Annotated in this window: 15 protein-coding genes; 9 read left to right on the forward strand and 6 right to left on the reverse strand. The window is 67.7% G+C overall.

The features are described 5' to 3' along the window. Positions 1-116: 116 nt before the first annotated feature. Complete coding sequence (locus tag ABIB26_RS13720; RefSeq protein WP_354243950.1) at positions 117-986, reverse strand: Fpg/Nei family DNA glycosylase; 870 nt, start codon at positions 984-986, stop codon at positions 117-119. 147 nt (positions 987-1,133) lie between these two features. On the opposite strand from ABIB26_RS13720, the gene gcvH reads away from it, so the two are divergent. From gcvH to ABIB26_RS13745, 5 genes are all read left to right on the forward strand, one after another. Beyond that, on the forward strand, positions 1,134-1,520 hold the full coding sequence (gene gcvH, locus ABIB26_RS13725) for a glycine cleavage system protein GcvH (protein WP_354243953.1): 387 nt from the start codon (positions 1,134-1,136) through the stop codon (positions 1,518-1,520). A gap of 138 nt (positions 1,521-1,658) precedes the next feature. Continuing rightward, positions 1,659-2,135: an FHA domain-containing protein gene (locus ABIB26_RS13730; protein WP_354243955.1), complete on the forward strand. Its 477-nt coding sequence runs from the start codon at positions 1,659-1,661 to the stop codon at positions 2,133-2,135. Between the two features lie 23 nt (positions 2,136-2,158). Then, positions 2,159-2,875 carry a transcriptional regulator FtsR gene (ftsR, locus tag ABIB26_RS13735; RefSeq protein ID WP_354244138.1) on the forward strand — a complete coding sequence of 239 codons (717 nt, stop codon included), beginning with the start codon at positions 2,159-2,161 and terminating at the stop codon, positions 2,873-2,875. Beyond that, complete coding sequence (locus ABIB26_RS13740; protein ID WP_024365115.1) at positions 2,875-3,378, forward strand: bifunctional nuclease family protein; 504 nt, start codon at positions 2,875-2,877, stop codon at positions 3,376-3,378. Before ftsR ends, ABIB26_RS13740 begins: the two co-directional genes overlap by 1 nt. Positions 3,379-3,648: 270 nt before the next feature. Beyond that, positions 3,649-4,245, forward strand: coding sequence for a MerR family transcriptional regulator (locus tag ABIB26_RS13745; protein WP_354243958.1), 597 nt, complete (start codon positions 3,649-3,651; stop codon positions 4,243-4,245). A gap of 83 nt (positions 4,246-4,328) precedes the next feature. Here the strand turns inward: ABIB26_RS13745 and ABIB26_RS13750 are convergent, their stop codons facing one another. Then, positions 4,329-5,165: a ParA family protein gene (locus ABIB26_RS13750; protein WP_354243961.1), complete on the reverse strand. Its 837-nt coding sequence runs from the start codon at positions 5,163-5,165 to the stop codon at positions 4,329-4,331. 339 nt (positions 5,166-5,504) lie between these two features. On the opposite strand from ABIB26_RS13750, the gene ABIB26_RS13755 reads away from it, so the two are divergent. Further along, on the forward strand, positions 5,505-8,900 hold the full coding sequence (locus ABIB26_RS13755; RefSeq protein WP_354243964.1) for a pyruvate carboxylase: 3,396 nt from the start codon (positions 5,505-5,507) through the stop codon (positions 8,898-8,900). A gap of 98 nt (positions 8,901-8,998) precedes the next feature. Here the strand turns inward: ABIB26_RS13755 and ABIB26_RS13760 are convergent, their stop codons facing one another. After that, positions 8,999-10,816, reverse strand: coding sequence for an AMP-dependent synthetase/ligase (locus ABIB26_RS13760; protein ID WP_354243967.1), 1,818 nt, complete (start codon positions 10,814-10,816; stop codon positions 8,999-9,001). Between the two features lie 243 nt (positions 10,817-11,059). Between ABIB26_RS13760 and ABIB26_RS13765 the strand changes: the two genes are divergently transcribed. Next, on the forward strand, positions 11,060-12,187 hold the full coding sequence (locus ABIB26_RS13765; RefSeq protein WP_354243969.1) for an ROK family glucokinase: 1,128 nt from the start codon (positions 11,060-11,062) through the stop codon (positions 12,185-12,187). Between the two features lie 797 nt (positions 12,188-12,984). Here ABIB26_RS13765 and ABIB26_RS13770 read toward each other — a convergent pair. From ABIB26_RS13770 to ABIB26_RS13780, 3 genes are read right to left on the reverse strand one after another with little or no spacing between them, the layout of a single operon-like run. Then, the gene (locus tag ABIB26_RS13770) at positions 12,985-13,602 is read right to left on the reverse strand and encodes a hypothetical protein (RefSeq protein WP_354243971.1); all 618 of its coding nucleotides are present in this window, start codon (positions 13,600-13,602) and stop codon (positions 12,985-12,987) included. Next, entirely contained in the window at positions 13,595-14,398 is an 804-nt protein-coding gene (locus tag ABIB26_RS13775) for an alpha/beta hydrolase (RefSeq protein WP_354243974.1), read from the reverse strand. The genes ABIB26_RS13770 and ABIB26_RS13775 overlap by 8 nt, the downstream gene beginning before the upstream one ends. Further along, positions 14,395-15,213 (reverse strand): alpha/beta hydrolase, encoded by an 819-nt coding sequence (locus ABIB26_RS13780; RefSeq protein WP_354243976.1) that lies wholly within the window; start codon positions 15,211-15,213, stop codon positions 14,395-14,397. The genes ABIB26_RS13775 and ABIB26_RS13780 overlap by 4 nt, the downstream gene beginning before the upstream one ends. Positions 15,214-15,324: 111 nt before the next feature. On the opposite strand from ABIB26_RS13780, the gene ABIB26_RS13785 reads away from it, so the two are divergent. Then, a complete protein-coding gene (locus ABIB26_RS13785) occupies positions 15,325-16,065 on the forward strand; it encodes a lysophospholipid acyltransferase family protein (protein WP_354243978.1) in 741 nt (246 codons plus the stop codon). A gap of 65 nt (positions 16,066-16,130) precedes the next feature. Beyond that, the gene (locus ABIB26_RS13790) at positions 16,131-17,537 is read left to right on the forward strand and encodes a class II 3-deoxy-7-phosphoheptulonate synthase (RefSeq protein WP_354243981.1); all 1,407 of its coding nucleotides are present in this window, start codon (positions 16,131-16,133) and stop codon (positions 17,535-17,537) included. Positions 17,538-17,547 lie beyond the last annotated feature (10 nt).

A 17,547-nucleotide genomic window follows, 5' to 3' on the forward strand; every position in this document is an offset into this window, starting at 1 on the left:
ATGGCGGGGCTTCCTGTATTCGTCGGCCCGGCGGAGTGCCAAAATTCGTCGGCCGGCGGAGTGCCAACCGTTCCGGTATTGCGGGGAACCCGGGCCGGCGGCTGAGTCGGCACCGCCTATTTCAGGAAGCGCGACGTCCGGCGGTCGGCCAGGATCTTTCCCTTCGTCTGACAGTTCGGGCAGTATTGCAGGGCAGTGTCCGCAAATGAAACCTCACGAACGGTGTCACCGCACACCGGGCACGCTTCGCCGGTCCGGGCGTGGACCCTCATGTGGCTCCGCTTGGTGTCTTTGAGCTCATTGGGTGCTTTGCCTTGGGCTTCCTGCAGGGCTGTCCCGAGAATGCTGTGGATGGCCTCGTACAGGCGCCTGACCGCGTCCCGGTCCAATGACCTGGCGATGGCGAAAGGCGACGTCTTGGCTGCGTGCAGGATCTCGTCGCTGTAGGCGTTCCCGATGCCCGCAATGACGCTCTGGCTCCGCAGGAGACCCTTCACCTGCTGGGTACTGGATCCAAGGATCTCCGCCAAGGCATCGACGTCGAACCCGGGGCTGAAGGGATCCGGTCCGAGAGCAGCGATTCCGGGAACGTCGTACGGATCCCGCACCACATAGAGCGCCATGCTCTTTTTCGTGCCGGCCTCGGTCAGATCCAGGCCAAGCGGGCCGGCCGGGCCGGAAAACGCCAGCCGCGCCGCTATGTGTCCCTTGCCCATTTTCAGTTGGATATCGGTGGGGGAGTCGGTGAACCGGACCCAGCCGGCCCGCGCCAGGTGGAAGACAACATACAGCCCGTCGGCGTCCAAGCTGACAAATTTCCCAAAGCGGCGCACCCCGGTCACGGCCCTGCCCTGAAGTTCGGAGAAGGGCGGATCCGCCGTTTTGAGTACCGCGAACGAGACGATCTGGACCTTCGTCACGACAGCACCGCGCAGCTGCTCGTCCAGAAAGTCCGTCAGGCCCGCCACTTCCGGAAGTTCGGGCATCGGCTAGCCGTTATCGGCTTGTTCTGTCATCGCACCATCATCTCAGTTTCCACCCCGGGCACCGGCCGGATATGCATATACTTTCAGCGGCGGTCAGTTCGATTGGCCGCCGTCGACATTGGTGATTGACCCGATGAAAGGCCCGTCATGAGCATCATTCCCGAACAGCTGTCCTACACCGCAGAACACGAGTGGATTTCTGCCCCGAACGCCGACGGGGTCGTGCGCGTGGGCATCACCGATTTTGCCCAGGACGCCCTCGGAGACGTCGTTTTCGCCCAGATGCCCGAAGTAGGCACCACAATCAAGGCCAACGACGTCGTCGGCGAAGTCGAGTCCACCAAGAGCGTGAGCGACATCTACGCCCCGGTCTCGGGCGAAGTGGTGTCCCGGAACGAGTCGCTGGACACCGATTCTGCCCTGATCAATTCGGATCCGTACGGAGAGGGCTGGCTGATCGAAATCAAGCTTGCGGAGGCCGACGCGGTCGAGTCGCTGCTCAGTGCGTCGGAGTACGAACAGCAGGTAGGCTAAAGGAAACGGTCTTACGGGCCGGGCCGTTGGAATACCAACCACGGCCCGCCGGAGGACCGAACACCGGATCTGCCAGGCATTTCCGGACGGCATGCGTTGTTTGCAGGGGGGACACCTGCAACGAATGAGGAGGACTCAATGTTTCGGCACGAACGGAACCACCCCGGTGACGGTCACGGCACGCGTGGAGTGAAAGCTTCGGAGACCACATCGATCAACCTCACGCCGGTCCGCGACGAGCCCCACTTCACGCCGAAGCTTTCCACCGAGGAGCGGGCTGCAGTTGAGGCCCTGCCGTCCGGCTCTGCCCTGCTGGTCGCCCACAGCGGGCCCAACACGGGCGCGCGCTTCCTGCTGGATTCGGACACCACGACGGCGGGCCGCCACCCGGACGCCGACATCTTCCTTGACGACGTCACGGTTTCGCGCCGTCACGTCGAATTCCGCCGCACGGCACGCAGCTTCGAAGTCGTGGATACCGGAAGCCTGAACGGCACGTACGTGAATCATGACCGCGTCGACAGCCTGGAGCTGAAGTCCGGCACCGAAGTGCAGATCGGGAAGTTCCGCCTCACCTTCTACCTGAGCCCTGCCCGCGCAGCAGGCAACGTCTGATTCCGGGGTAGCTGCCTGTGGCAATGGCACAAGCGGAACGGCGCGGACCCCATGTCCTGAACATCGGCGAAGTCCTGGCTCAGTTGAGCGACGATTTCCCCAACATGACCGCGTCGAAAATCAGGTTCCTGGAGGAAAAGGGACTCATCAACCCGCAACGGACGCCTGCCGGCTACCGGCAGTACGCGGAGGGCGACGTCGAACGCCTGCGGTTTGTCCTGTCCCTGCAGCGGGACCAGTATCTGCCGCTGAAGGTCATCAAGGACTACCTCGACGCGATCGACCGCGGCGAACGCCCGGACAACCTGCCCCCGGGCGTCACGGTGTCACCCCGGATCGTTTCCGCGGAGCTCGCCTCCGAACTGCAGAACCGGGTGCGGCGGCTGAGCGAGGAACAGCTCCGGGCCGAGTCCGGCGCGAGCGTGCCGCTGCTCGAGTCGCTGCTCAGCTATGGCCTGATCGGTCACGTCAACGGCAAGTTCGACGAACACGCCCTCCAGGTGGCGCGCGCCTGCGTTCAGCTGGAGGGCCACGGCCTGGAGCCACGCCACCTGCGGCCCTTCCAGGCGGCCGCGGAACGCGAATTCGGGCTCGTGGAACGCGCGGTGGCAACCCTGACCTCGCGCAAGGACGCCGCCTCCCACGCCCGTGCCGCCGAGGCAGCGCGGGAAATCAGCGAGCTCTGCCTCTCGCTGCACCAGGCCCTGGTCCAGGACCGCATCTCAAGGATGGACATCTGATGATTGAGGTGGAGATTGTGGGCGTGCGGATTGAGCTGCCGTCCAACCAGCCGCTTGTCCTGCTCAAAGAGATCCATGGGGAACGCCACGTGCCGATCTGGATCGGGACGCCGGAAGCCAGCGCCATCGCCTTGGCCCAGCAGGGTGTGGTCCCGCCGCGCCCGATGACCCACGACCTCCTCGTCGACGTCGTCGAGTCCCTGGGACACACCATTGTCAGTGTCAACATCGTGGCAGTGGAAGACAACATTTTCTACGGCCAGCTCCAGTTTGAGAACGGCACCACCGTCAGTTCCCGGGCCTCGGACGCACTGGCCCTCGCCCTCCGCGCGAAATGCCGGATCTGGTGCGCGGATGCCGTCATGGAGGAGGCCGGGGTCCGGATCACCGAACACGACGAGGGCGAGGACACGCACCCCGGTCCGGCCGTCGATGAAGAAGGCGAGCTGCGGCGATTCCGCGAGTTCCTGGACGACGTCGAGCCTGAAGACTTCGCCGGTTGAGCCGGCTGAGGTCACGTTAAGGTTAAAGTCGAGGATTAGAGTTTCGACACGCCCCCCAATATCGCGAACGTCTTTGACCTTGGGCCCCGGCAGGCCTAACGTCGGAGGTACAAGTTCCCATTGCATACAACAGCCGCGCAAGTCACACTGAAAGTGCAGCCCGGCCGAATTACACGGATGAATTTCACTCCGTGGCTGGGTTACTTAGCCGGTCAGATGACCGGCCGTTGCTGCACCTTCCCTCGGGGAGCCATGACAAGGAGGATCCACGTGAGTCCGAAAGGCGAAGCGGGCGAGCTCAAGCAGACCTCGACGGCTGGTATCGCCGTACCTGCCAGCGGTGCCCAAGGCCTGCTGTTCACCGAGGATCTTCCCGTCCTGGACGAGGACGCAGGCTACCGGGGGCCCACCGCCTGCAAGGCCGCCGGCATCACCTACCGCCAACTGGACTACTGGGCCCGGACCGGACTCGTTGAACCTGCCGTGCGCGGTGCCGCCGGATCCGGTTCCCAGCGGCTCTATGGCTTCCGCGACATCCTGGTCCTCAAGGTCGTCAAGCGGCTTCTGGACACGGGCGTCTCGCTGCAGCAGATCCGCACCGCCGTCGAGCACCTCCGGGAGCGCGGCGTCGAGGATCTGGCCCAGATCACGCTCATGAGCGACGGCGCCAGCGTCTACGAGTGCACCTCGGCGGACGAAGTGATCGACCTCGTCCAGGGCGGACAGGGTGTCTTCGGCATTGCCGTGGGCCGGGTGTGGCGGGAAGTGGAAGGCAGCCTCGCAGCCCTTCCCAGCGAACACGCCGCAGACCAGTCCTTTCCCGACGATGAGCTCAGCAAGCGACGGACCGCGCGCAAGACCGGCTAAGCCCCGGACTAACAGGACCTAGACAAAGGCCGCTTCCCGGAGGGGAGGCGGCCTTTGTCGTGGGGAAGAGGTTGTACCGGATCCTAGCGCTGGCTGCGGTTCCGGACGCTGCCGTTGGACTTCAGCAGGTTCGCCAGCAGGGCATCGAAAAGCGCAGCGGCGTTCTTGGCCGAGTCGCCGGGCCAGTGATGGATGGCGTGGGCCGCACCCTGGATCTGCTGCCAGTTGGCCTGCTCCGGGATGTTCGGGGCCAGGAGAAGTTCACCGAACATGGACTGCATTTCGGAAAGCCTGAAGGTGTGCTCGGCGGAGCCGCTGCGCACCCGGTTGGCAACAATCCCCGCCGGAGACAGGTTCGGGGCGAATTCGTTCTTGAAGAGCTGGATCGCCCGCATCGTGCGTTCTGTGCCGGCAACGGAGAAGAGGCCGGGTTCGGCCACCAGGGTCACCTTGTCACTCGCGGACCATGCCATCCTGGTGAGGCCGTTGAGCGAGGGCGGGCAGTCGACGAGGACCAGTTCGTAGCCTTCGGCTCCGGCCAGCACCGCGGAGAGCCTGCGCAGATCGCGGCGGCCGAGATCCGGACGGTCGTAGATGCCGGTGTACGCGGAACCTACGGCCACATCCAGGACGGATCCGGCAGAGCTGGCGGGGGAGGAGCCGTTGGCCCGCGCCCGTTCCACCCAGCCGCTGGGAACGACGTTTTCGGCCAGGCGTGCGCGCCGGGGTGACTTGAGCATCCGGCCAATGTCCAGCTGGTCATCCGGCCGCACGGCGAGAGCCGTGCTCGCATCGGCATGGGGGTCAAGGTCGACTACAAGGGTGGGGATGCCGGCGGCCAGGGCCGCGGACGCCAATCCGGTGGTCACCGATGTCTTGCCGACACCGCCTTTGAGGCTGCTGATGCTGATTACTTGCACTTGAAAAACCAATACCTAACGCCGGTTGCCGGGACGGGGTCCTGCCGGCTCCTGCGTTCTGGAGCCGGGGCGTGCATGCGCCACCCACCCACTCATCATATGTTGATGGTCCGTCGAATCCTGTTTCATCGGGTGGAGGGGCGGCAGATCGTCAGGAAGGTTCGGCCGGGCCGCCCGTTCCCCCGCCAGCCGGCTCCCCACCCAGCCGGCGGACTTGCGCGCAGGCGGCATCCGTGACGGACAATGCTGTGACGGTGACCACAATGATTTGTATTTGCCTACGCCGGTCTTAGACACTGTGAGCACTTACCGATAGCCCCGCGATGATGCAGGAGAAGTATGTTTTCCAAGATTCTGGTGGCCAACCGCGGCGAAATCGCGATCCGTGCCTTCCGCGCCGGCTACGAGCTGGGTGCCAAGACTGTAGCCGTGTTCCCCAACGAGGACCGTAATTCGATCCACCGCCAGAAGGCCGACGAGGCCTATCTGATCGGCGAAGAGGGCCATCCGGTCCGGGCCTACCTGGACGTCGACGAGGTGGTGCGGGTAGCCAAGGAATCCGGGGCCGACGCCATCTACCCCGGCTACGGATTCCTCTCCGAGAACCCGCGGCTGGCCCGGGCCGCCGCAGCAGCCGGCATCACGTTCGTCGGACCGCCGGCTGAGGTCCTGGAACTCGCCGGCAACAAGGTCGCCGCCCTCGAGGCGGCCCGCAAGGCCGGCGTCCCGGTGCTCAAGTCCAGCCAGCCGTCCAAAGACGTTGACGAGCTGATCGCCGCCGCGGACGAGATCGGCTTCCCCATCTTCGCCAAGGCCGTCGCCGGCGGCGGTGGCCGCGGCATGCGCCGCGTCGACACCCGGGAGGGACTGCCCGAAGCGCTGCAGGCCGCCATGCGCGAGGCGGACGCCGCGTTTGGGGACCCCACCATGTTCCTCGAGCAGGCGGTGCTGCGCCCCCGCCACATCGAAGTCCAGATCCTGGCCGATGCCGAGGGCAATGTCATGCACCTGTTCGAGCGTGACTGTTCCATCCAGCGCCGGCACCAGAAGGTCATCGAGATCGCGCCCGCACCGAACCTCGACGAGGGCATCCGGCAGGCGCTCTACCGCGACGCCGTTAAGTTCGCCAAGGCACTGAATTACGTCAACGCCGGCACCGTGGAGTTCCTGGTCGACACCGTCGGGGAGCGCGCTGGCCAGCATGTGTTCATCGAAATGAACCCGCGCATCCAGGTTGAGCACACCGTCACCGAGGAAGTCACCGACGTCGACCTCGTCCAGGCGCAGTTGCGCATCGCCGCCGGCGAGACGCTCGCGGACCTGGGCCTCTCGCAGGAGACCGTCCAGCTCAAGGGCGCCGCCCTGCAGTGCCGCATCACCACCGAGGACCCGGCAAACGGCTTCCGGCCCGACGTCGGAAAGATCACCGGCTACCGTTCGGCCGGCGGCGCGGGGGTCCGGCTCGACGGCGGGACCGTGTACTCGGGTGCCGAGATCAGCCCGCATTTCGACTCGTTGCTGGTCAAGCTGACCTGCCGCGGCCGCGACTATCCGGCCGCCGTGGCCCGGGCCCGCCGCGCGCTGGCCGAATTCCGCATCCGCGGGGTGTCCACGAACATCTCCTTCCTGCAGGCCGTGCTGGACGATCCGGACTTCGTCGCCGGCAACGTGGCCACCTCGTTCATTGACGAACGCCCCGAACTGCTGAAGGCACGCGTCTCCGCGGACCGCGGAACCAAGCTGCTGACGTGGCTCGCCGAGGTCACCGTCAACAAGCCCAACGGCGAGCTCACGGTCCACAGCGACCCTGCCGACAAGCTCCCCGCCCTGGACGACTCGGCGTCCCCGGCCGGCTCCCGCCACCGGCTGCTGGAGCTGGGCCCGGAAGGCTTCGCGAAGGCCCTGCGCGAACAGACCGCCGTCGCCGTCACGGACACCACCTTCCGTGACGCGCACCAGTCGCTGCTCGCCACCCGGGTGCGCACCCGCGACCTGGTGGCGGCCGGCCCGGCAGTGTCCAAGCTGCTCCCCGAGCTGCTGTCCGTCGAAGCCTGGGGCGGCGCCACTTACGACGTCGCGCTGCGTTTCCTGGGCGAGGACCCGTGGGACCGCCTGGCCGCGCTGCGCAAGGCGCTGCCGAACATCTGCCTGCAGATGCTCCTTCGCGGCCGCAATACCGTGGGCTACACGCCGTACCCGGAAGAGGTCACGGTGGCGTTCGTGAATGAGGCGGCGGCGACCGGCATCGACATTTTCCGCATCTTCGACGCGCTCAACGATGTCAACCAGATGGCGCCGGCCATCCGGGCCGTCCGCGAGACCGGCACCGCTGTCGCGGAGGTGGCCCTCTGCTACACCGCGGACATGCTGGATCCGGAGGAAAAGCTCTACACCCTGGACTACTACCTTGGGCTGGCCCAGAAGATCGTCGACGCCGGTGCGCACATCCTGGCAATCAAGGACATGGCCGGGCTGCTTCGCCCGGCTGCCGCCGCGCGCCTCGTGACGGCGCTGCGGGAACGGTTCGACCTCCCGGTCCACCTGCACACCCACGACACCGCAGGCGGTCAGCTGGCGACGCTGCTGGCCGCCGTGGACGCCGGCGTGGATGCGGTGGATGTGGCCTCCGCCGCCCTGGCCGGCACCACGAGCCAGCCCTCGGCCTCGGCCCTCGTCGCCGCGCTGGCCCACACCCCGCGGGACACCGGGCTCAGCCTCGCGAACGTCTGCGCCCTGGAACCCTACTGGGAGGCCGTCCGCCGGGTCTACGCGCCCTTCGAATCCGGGCTGCCGGGCCCCACCGGCCGCGTCTACCAGCACGAGATCCCCGGCGGCCAGCTCTCCAACCTGCGCCAGCAGGCGATGGCGCTGGGCCTCGGCGAACGGTTCGAAGCGATCGAGGACATGTACACCGCCGCGGACCGGATCCTCGGCCGCCTCGTGAAGGTCACGCCGTCCTCCAAGGTGGTGGGGGACCTGGCCCTGCACCTTGTGGGCCTCAACGCCGACCCCGCGGACTTCAACGAGAACCCGCAGAAGTACGACATCCCGGATTCCGTGATCGGCTTCCTCTCCGGTGAGCTCGGCGACCCGCCCGGAGGCTGGCCCGAGCCCTTCCGGACCAAGGCCTTGCAGGGCCGCACCGTCAAGGTGCGCGACGTCGAGCTCAGCGCCGATGACATCGCCGCGCTCGGCTCGGATTCCAAGACACGGCAGCAGACGCTCAACCGGCTGCTTTTCGCCGGTCCCACCAAGGACTACCAGAAGAGCGTGGAAACCTACGGAAACCTCTCGGTGCTGGACACCAGGGACTACCTCTTCGGCCTGCAGCGCGGCGCGGAGCACGAGATCGAGCTGGAGAAGGGCGTCAGCCTGATCGCCTCCCTCGAAGCGGTCTCCGAACCGGATGAGAAGGGCATGCGCACCGTGATGTGCACGCTCAACGGCCAGTCCCGGCCGGTGGTGGTCCGTGACCGTTCCGTGGTCAGCAACGTCAAGGCCGCCGAACGCGCCGACACCTCCCAGCCGGGCCAGGTGGCCGCACCGTTCGCCGGAGCCGTCACGCTGACCGTCAAGGCCGGAGACACGGTCAAGGCCGGGGACACCGTCGCCACCATCGAGGCCATGAAGATGGAGGCCTCCATTACGACGCCGGTGGCCGGCACCGTGTCACGGCTTGCCGTGGGCGCCGTCGAACAGGTTCAGGGCGGGGACCTGTTGCTGGTGGTCGAATAGCAACAACGCATAAGGCAACGCGGGGTCAGATCCGGCCCGTCCGAAGGTGGCGGATGGGCGTGGAATGACCCCGCGTTGCTTTGTGGAACCGATGCGGCCTACGCGTGGGTGGGACGCGGGGCGCTGTACATATCCTCGATCACGTCCTCGAAGTCCTTCATGACCTGGGCGCGCTTGACCTTCATGGACGGGGTCAGGTGTCCGGACGCCTCGGTGAAGTCGGCGGGCACAATCCGGAAGGACTTGATGGCCTCCGCCTGCGACACCGACTGGTTGGCGTGGTTGATGAGCTCCTGCACTGCCGCTTTGATGACCGCGTTTTCGGTCGCCTCGCTGAGGGTCGACGCCGGCAGCCCGTGGCGGTGCAGCCAGCCCGGCAAGGCCTCCTCATCGAGGGTGACGAGTGCGCCGATGAACGGGCGGTTGTCACCGACCACGAGCACCTGCGAGACGAGCGCGTCGGCACGGATCTGGTCCTCCAGCAGGGCAGGCACCACGTTCTTGCCGCCGGCCGTGACAATGATTTCCTTCTTGCGCCCCGTGATGGTCAGGAACCCCTGATCGTCGAGCTGACCGATGTCACCGGTGCGCAGCCAGCCGTCCTCAAAGGCATCCCCGGAGAGATCCTCGCGCTGGTAGTAGCCGTGCATGACGCAGACGCCCTTGGCGAGGATCTCGCCGTCGTCGGCAATTCTGACGGCGTTGCCGGGAATCGGTGCGCCGACGGTCCCGATCTTGATCAACTCCGGGGTATTGACCGTGACGGGCGCCGTCGTTTCGGTCAGCCCATAGCCCTCCAGGATCTGCATTCCGACGCCCTGGAAGAAGTGCCCGAGCCGTTCGCCCAGCGGACCGCCGCCGGACACGGCGTGCGCCACCTGTCCGCCCATCGCCGCGCGGAGCTTGCTGTAGACGAGCTTGTCGAACACGGCGTGCTGGAGCCTGAGCCCGAGGCCCACCTTGCCGGCCTGCCGGGCCCGCGAGTAGGCGATGGCGGTGTCCGCGGCGCGGTGGAAGATGGCGCCCTTGCCGCCGTCCTCGGCCTTGGTCAGGGCCGAGTTGTAGACCTTCTCGAAGACCCGCGGTACCGCGAGGATGAAGGTGGGCCGGTAGCTCTGCAGGTCCGGCAGCAGGTTCTTGATGTCGGGCGTGTGCGCGACGGTCACGCCGGCCGCCACGGCGAGCACCGAGATGAAGCGGGCGAAGACGTGCGCCAGCGGCAGGAACATGATGGTCTTGGCATTTTCGTGGACGACCCTGCCCAGTGAGGTGGCCAGCACATTTTCGGAGAGTTCCACGAAGTTGCCGTGGGTCAGCTCGCAGCCCTTGGGGCGGCCGGTGGTGCCGGAGGTGTAGATGACCGTAGCGATGTCTTTCAGGCCCGCCTTGCTGCGCCGCGCCTCCAGCTCCTCGTCGCTGATCCCGGCACCGGCGGCGCGGACCTCGTCCAGGCCGTTGCCCTCAAGCTGCCAGACGTGCGCCAGCGCGGTCAGGCCTTCCGATGCCGCGGCCTGCCGGATGATGTCCTCATGGTGGGCCGATTCGCCGAAAGCGGCCACGGCTCCCGAGTCGCCAAGGTTCCAGGCGACCTGGGAGGGGGAGGACGTCTCGTAGATGGGAACGGAGACGGCGCCGGCGAACCAGATCGCGAAATCAATAAGGGCCCATTCGTACCGCGTGCGGGACATGATGCCGACCCGGTCGCCGGCGCCAACTCCGCTCGCCATCAGGCCCTTGGCGAGCAGTGACGCGTCGGCCAGGAAATCGGTGGCCCGGACGTCCTGCCATTGGCCCGTCGCGTCGAGGCGCGCGAACAAGGCGGGGTTTGACGCCTTGGCCGCCTGGCGCAGCACCAGGTCCGTGACGTTCGATTCCGGGGGGACGCTCACCAGGGGCGGGACACTGACTTCTCGCACGATAGCTCCTTTGATATCCATAGACCCGCAGGCGGGTCAGGGTACAACTAAGACTAGTGTGTGGTCCGCGTCGAGTATGTTCCACGACACCTACTGGCGGGTAACTATATGGTTAGGCCGCGGCCGGCGCCACTCGGGGGGGCCTGCCAGCGCCAACCCCGGGGGGCCGCCGGCGGACCCCCGGCTGGCGCCGACAGCCGGCCTCCGGGGAACCGGGCGGTCCGATGAATAGAATAAGGAACCATGCACACACCGACGCCCGGCCCGCAGCCAGCCCCCTACCGCCGGACCGCCGCGTGGCGGCGCAGGATGCGCGCCGGAGCAGGCGCCGCAGCAGGCGCCGCAGCAGGCGCCGGTGGCGGTGCCACGGCGGCGGGACAGGGCCTGCGGGACCACCTGAGGCTGGGGCGCAAGGGCCTGGCGATCGGCGTCGACATCGGGGGCACCAAGGTGGCGGCGGGCGTCGTGGACGCCGAAGGGCGGATCCTGAGCCAGGCCAAGCGCTCCACACCGGGCAATGACCCACGGGCGGTGGAACAGGTCATTGTGGAACTCGTCGAGGAACTGGGCCAGGGTCACCGCATCTGGTCGGTCGGCATCGGCGCCGCCGGCTGGATGGACCTCGACGGCGGTACGGTGCTGTTCAGCCCGCATCTGGCCTGGCGCAACGAACCGTTAAGGGACAATCTGCAGCGGCTGCTGCGCCGTCCCGTGCTGCTGACCAACGACGCCGACGCGGCCGGCTGGGCCGAGTGGCGCTTCGGGGCCGGCCGGGGGGAGAACCGGCTGGTCTGCATCACGCTGGGCACCGGCATCGGCGGCACCATGGTTATGGATGGACGGGTGGAGCGGGGCCGCTTCGGCGTGGCCGGGGAATTCGGTCACCAGATCATCGTGCCGGGCGGCCACCGCTGCGAATGCGGCAACCGCGGCTGCTGGGAGCAGTATGCCTCCGGCAATGCGCTCGGCCGGGAGGCCCGCGAGCTGGCGGCCGCGAATTCCCCCGTGGCCCAGGAGCTGCTCAAGGCCGTGGACGGCCAGGTCGAAGACATCACCGGGGTGATCGTCACCGAGCTGGCCGAGGCCGGGGATCCCACCTCGCGCGAGCTCATCGAGGACGTCGGCGAGTGGCTCGGGCTGGGCCTGGCCAATCTGGCCGCCGCGCTGGATCCGGGAACGTTCGTCATCGGTGGCGGGCTCTGCGACGCCGGCGAACTGCTCGTCGCGCCGGCGCGGAAGGCCTTCGCCAGAAACCTGACCGGACGCGGGTTCCGGCCGGCGGCGCGGATTGAACTCGCGGCACTCGGTCCCAACGCCGGACTGATCGGTGCCGCCGACCTGTCCCGGGTCAGCAGCCGGATGCACGGCTAGGGGTCATTTTCGTGAGTTCGTCGGGGGTCATGCCCGGTCTTCGCGCCCGGGAGGACATGCCGCGCGCCGGGGTCGGCGGATGGGCATATTCCGGTTCTGCCCGGTCCCGGGCGCGAGGAATGGGCATGTCCTCCCGGGAAGTAGCCCGGCGCCGGCCACCGGAAACGCCCCACGGACCGCGGCCGTGACGTTCCTCCCCGGTTGCTTCGGCGCCACGCGCAAACCGCCCGCGGGAATCCGGGGTTCGCCACGGCAGGCAGGCGGTCGGGCGGGCAAGCAACCGGGAAGGAGCGCCCCGCTGACTGCCCGCGTCCACGTGCCCGGCTTCCGTCCGGGAACGTCACGGTGTCGCCGGTCCCGGTGCGGGGCATGTCCTGATCCGGGGGCACGTTCAGTGGCTCCGCCGGGGGCGTCGGGCCACTTCCCCGGGAGGACATGTCCAGTCGTCGCCCTGGGGACCGGGCATATCCGGACTATGTCCATCGGCGGGCCGCGGCGGGGGGCATATCCTGATCCGGGGGCACGTGCAGTGGCTCCGCCGGGAGCGTCGGGCCACTTCCCCGGGAGGACATGTCCAGTCTTCGCCTCGGGGACCGGGCATATCCGGACTATGTCCATCGGCGGCCCCCGGCGCGGGGCATGTCCTGTCCGGTGGTCATTTTCGCTGAGGTCAGCGGCGCAGCCCCGGCGTGCCAGTACTCCGCAGCGGCGCAGCCCCGGCGGGTTGCACGCGCAGGCCGCAGCCCGGGCAGGCCGCAGACAGCCAGGGCAGGCACTGCAAGGGGGAGGGAACAGGCCTAGACGCGGGCGCCGTCGTCGTGCTCGTCCTTCTCACCTGGAAGCTTCATGATCAGGAAGACCACTGACGCCGCAAAGGCCGTGACCATGCCCAGGATTGCCGTCAGCGGCGCGGAGCGCCAGAACATGGCGGACATAACGAGCGCAATCGGCCCTCCCACCGCGCCAAGCCAGGCAAGGACCGTCATCGGGTCAGCCCCCGCCAGGCTGGGCGGATCCTCCGGCACAAACGCTCCGTCGTCTTCGTCCTCGGCCTCGTAGTCCCGGGGCCCGGTAACAGGACCCGGACCACCCGCGGCAGCACCCCCGCCCGCGGAACCCGGGGAACCCGGGGAACCCGCGGAACCCGCGTCCGGGGCTTCCGGCGTGCGGGCAAGCCGTTCCCTGGCGGAAAGTTCGACCGGCGGGGCCCCGGCGAGGCGCAACGGGTCAAAGTCGCTGAACGGCCTGGCCGGAGCAGTTCCCTCGGCCGGGCCGCCGGTCGCTTTGTCCTTCGGGTCTGCCGGGCCGGAGTCGGCCTCCAGCCTGGCCACCAGATCCAGCCAGACGGCGTCGTCCTGGTTGGCGCGGGAATCCGATGAATCGGGGTCAGGAGAGTTGGGGTCCGGTCTAGTCATCTGCCGTGTCCTTCTGGCTAGCGTTGGCGGCGTCCGGAGTGCCCGCGGCAACCACCGAGCGGATGAACTCGGCCGAGCCGCGGAAGATCTCAGGCGCGTCGTTGTCCATGGTAGCCACGTGGTAGCTGTTTTCCAGCCGGATCACCTCCAGCGGGGCGTGGGTCAGCCCGCGGCGCAGGGCCAGCATGCTCGAATCGGAGACCACATGGTCCACGGCGGAGCGGTAGACCCGGACCGGAGCCGTGATCCGCGGCAGCAGGCGCACCGTGTCCTTGAACATCTTGTTCAGCTCGTGCGCGGCCGCGACCGGCGTCCTGGGATAGGCGCCCTCATCGATGCCTTCCTTGAGGGTGTCGTTGGCGATGGCCGGGGTGCTCTTGAGCACGAGTTTGAGGATGCCCGCCAGCGGGGCGCGGCGGTCATCGATGACGAGGCCGGGGTTCACCACAACGACGCCGGCCACGGGACGGGTGGCGGCGATCCGGAGCGCGAGTGCCCCGCCCATGGACAGGCCGGCCACGACAACGTGTTCGCATTCGTCCGCGAGCTCGAGGTAGGCGGCGTCCAGGGCCAGGTGCCAGTCCTGCCAGCGTGTCCGGGCCAGCTCCTGCCAGCTGGTGCCGTGGCCGGGCAGCAGCGGCATCCGCACGGCATAACCGGCGTCCGCGAGCGATCTTGCCCAGTCCCGGACGCCGTGAGGGCTGCCCGTGAAGCCATGGGACACCACGACGCCGGTCCGGGGGCCCGTACCCGTGAACGGGCTGCTGAACGGCGTGTGATCGGGGCTCATGCTCATGGGGTCTCCAGGGCTGTTGTGGTCGACGACGGGGCTGCCGGCACGGCCGGTGCGGGTGCGTGCTGCAGGAAAAAACGGGCGGATCGCTCGAAAATCAGGGGCGCCTCGACGTCGAGCGTGGCCACGTGCCCGCTGTCCCGCAGCGGCACCACGTCCAGCTCGCGGGAGCCCAGGCGGTTCCGCAGCAGCTCCAGGGAGGACGGCGGGACCACGACGTCGGTGTCCGACTTGAAGACGAGCGCCGGCGCCTGGACGCCGGGAAGGTCCCGGACCGTGGCCTTGAACAGCCGGCTCAGTTGATGGACCGCCGCCAGCGGGGTCAGCGAGTAATCGCCGTCCTCGGTGGGCGACGCCGTCGGGTTCTGTTCCGGGACCGGCACGGTGGTGCGCTGGAGGTACTTCAGCAGGCCGATGTACCGCACCCGGCGGTCGTAGAAGCTCAAGCCCGGGTTCACGACGGCGACCCCGGAAACGTTGTGCCGGGCGGCGGTGCGCAGGGCGATCGTCCCGCCCATGGAGAGCCCGGCGACGAAGCAGCCGCGGGTTCCGGCGGCCAGTTCCAGGTACGCGGCCTCGAAAGCCGCGTACCAGTCCTGCCAGCCGTGGCGGGCGAGGTCGCGCCAGTCGGTGCCGTGGCCGGGCAGCAGCGGGACGGACACGGCGAAGCCCCGGGCGGCGAGATACTCGGCCCAGGGAAGGACGCTGAGTGGGCTGCCGGTGAAGCCGTGGCAGATCGCCACCCCGATGCCCGCGTTGCCGCCGTGGCCGGGGTAACTGAACGCTGCCGGCGCCAGGGGAGTGCTGCTTCCGGTCATGTGCCCATCGTGTCACTGTTCGGCACAAAACTCACTAGAGTAGGGTGTCATTGAAGCCTTGGCCGGACCCGACGGAGGGCAGGCCAGGCGCCTTCCGGAGAGGTACACCCAGTGTTCTATTGGTTCATGAAGACGTTCGTTCTCGGACCGGTGCTGAAGCTGCTGTTCCGGCCGTGGGTCAAGGGTCTGGACAATGTTCCCGCCGAGGGCGCCGCCATCCTGGCCTCGAACCACCTCTCCTTCTCCGATTCCATCTTCATGCCGCTCACGGTGCCCCGTCCCGTGGTGTTCCTGGCGAAGTCGGAGTACTTCACGGGCAAGGGGATCAAGGGCAGGCTGACCGCCGCCTTCTTCCGGCTGACGAACCAGCTGCCGATGGACAGGTCCGGGGGAACGGCCTCGGCGATGTCGCTCAACGCCGGCATGGACGTGCTGAAGAACGGATCGCTGCTCGGGATCTATCCCGAAGGCACGCGCAGCCCCGACGGCCGGCTCTACCGCGGCAAGGTGGGCGTGGCACGGCTGGCGCTGCAGGCCCGGGTCCCGGTCATTCCGGTGGCCATGATCGGTACGGACAAAGTCCAGCCGATCGGCAAGCGGCTGCCCAACATCCGGCGCATCGGAATGATCTTCGGGGAGCCGCTCGACTTCAGCCGTTACTACGGCATGGAGGATGACCGGCTGATCCAGCGTTCCGTGACCGACGAGATCATGTACGCACTGATGCGGCTCTCCGGTCAGGAATACGTCGACGAGTACGCCGCCGTCGTCAAGCTCCGGCTGGCCGGAAAAGCAACGGACAAGCCCGAAGACGGAGCCGCCGGAGACCCGGCAACACCCGGAACTGTGTGACGGTGCCCGCCCTGTCAATGACGGGCGGCTCCGTCGATCACCACGAAGGCACCTATCCTAGTAAGGTGACTGAGCTATCTGCGCCTTCGGCCTCCCCGTTCACCGGTTCTTCCCTGAGCAGCACCGCCCAGAGCGGTGCCGCCAACTATCCCGGCCTGGACCGATGGCGGGAGCTGCCGGCCTCCCAGCAGCCAAACTGGTCGGACGGGGCAGTCTTCGAAGCCTCGGTCAAGGAACTCTCCGTCCTTCCGCCGCTCGTTTTTGCGGGCGAAGTGGACATCCTGCGGGAACGGCTCGCGGCGGCGGCGCAGGGCAAGGCGTTCCTGCTCCAGGGCGGCGACTGCGCGGAGACGTTCGAGGCCGCGACGGCGGACAGGATCAGCGCCCGGGTCCGCACCATCCTCCAGATGGCCGTCGTCCTCACCTACGGCGCGGCCATGCCGGTCATCAAGATGGGCCGCATGGCAGGCCAGTTCGCCAAGCCGCGCTCGTCCAATGACGAGACCCGCGACGGCGTCACGCTGCCGGCGTACCGCGGCGACATCGTCAACGGCTACGATTTCACTCCGAAGTCCCGGGCGCACGATGCCAGCCGGATGCTCAACGCCTACCACACCTCCGCCTCAACCCTGAACCTGATCCGTGCCTTCACCCAGGGTGGTTTCGCGGACCTGCGCCTCGTGCACCAGTGGAACAAGGGCTTCACGGAGAACCCGGCCCACGCCCGCTACGAGTCGCTGGCGCGGGATATCGACCGTGCGATCAAGTTCATGGCCTCCTGCGGGGCCGACTTCGAGGCGCTCAAACGCGTGGAGTTCTACGCCAGCCACGAGGCGCTGCTGCTGGAATACGAACGCGCCCTCACCCGGATCGATTCGCGCACCGGCTTCCCCTACGACACCTCCGCGCACTTCCTCTGGATCGGCGAGCGGACCCGCGAACTGGACCACGCCCACGTCGATTTCCTTTCCCGGGTGCGCAACCCGATCGGTGTGAAGCTGGGGCCGTCCACGAGCGGCGACGACGCACTGCGCCTGATCGACAAACTGGATCCGGACCGCGAGCCCGGCCGCCTCACGTTCATCACCCGGATGGGCGCGTCCAACATCCGCGAGAAGCTGCCGCCGATCGTGGAGCGGGTCACGGCCTCCGGCGCGCAGGTCCTGTGGGTTACCGATCCCATGCACGGCAACACGGTTACTTCGCCCAACGGCTACAAGACCCGCAACTTCGACGACGTCATCAACGAGGTGCGCGGCTTCTTCGAGGTGCACCACGCCCTCGGAACCGTCCCGGGCGGACTGCACGTGGAGATGACCGGCGACGACGTGGCCGAGTGCCTCGGCGGGGCGGACCCGATCGACCAGGAAGCCTTCCTGGACCGCTACGAATCCGTCTGCGATCCGCGCCTGAACCACATGCAGTCCCTCGAGATGGCCTTCCTGGTGGCAGGCGCCCTGTCCAAGCGCTAGGGACCGGTCC

The organism is Arthrobacter sp. UYEF20 (assembly GCF_040546335.1).
Lineage (GTDB): Bacteria > Actinomycetota > Actinomycetes > Actinomycetales > Micrococcaceae > Arthrobacter.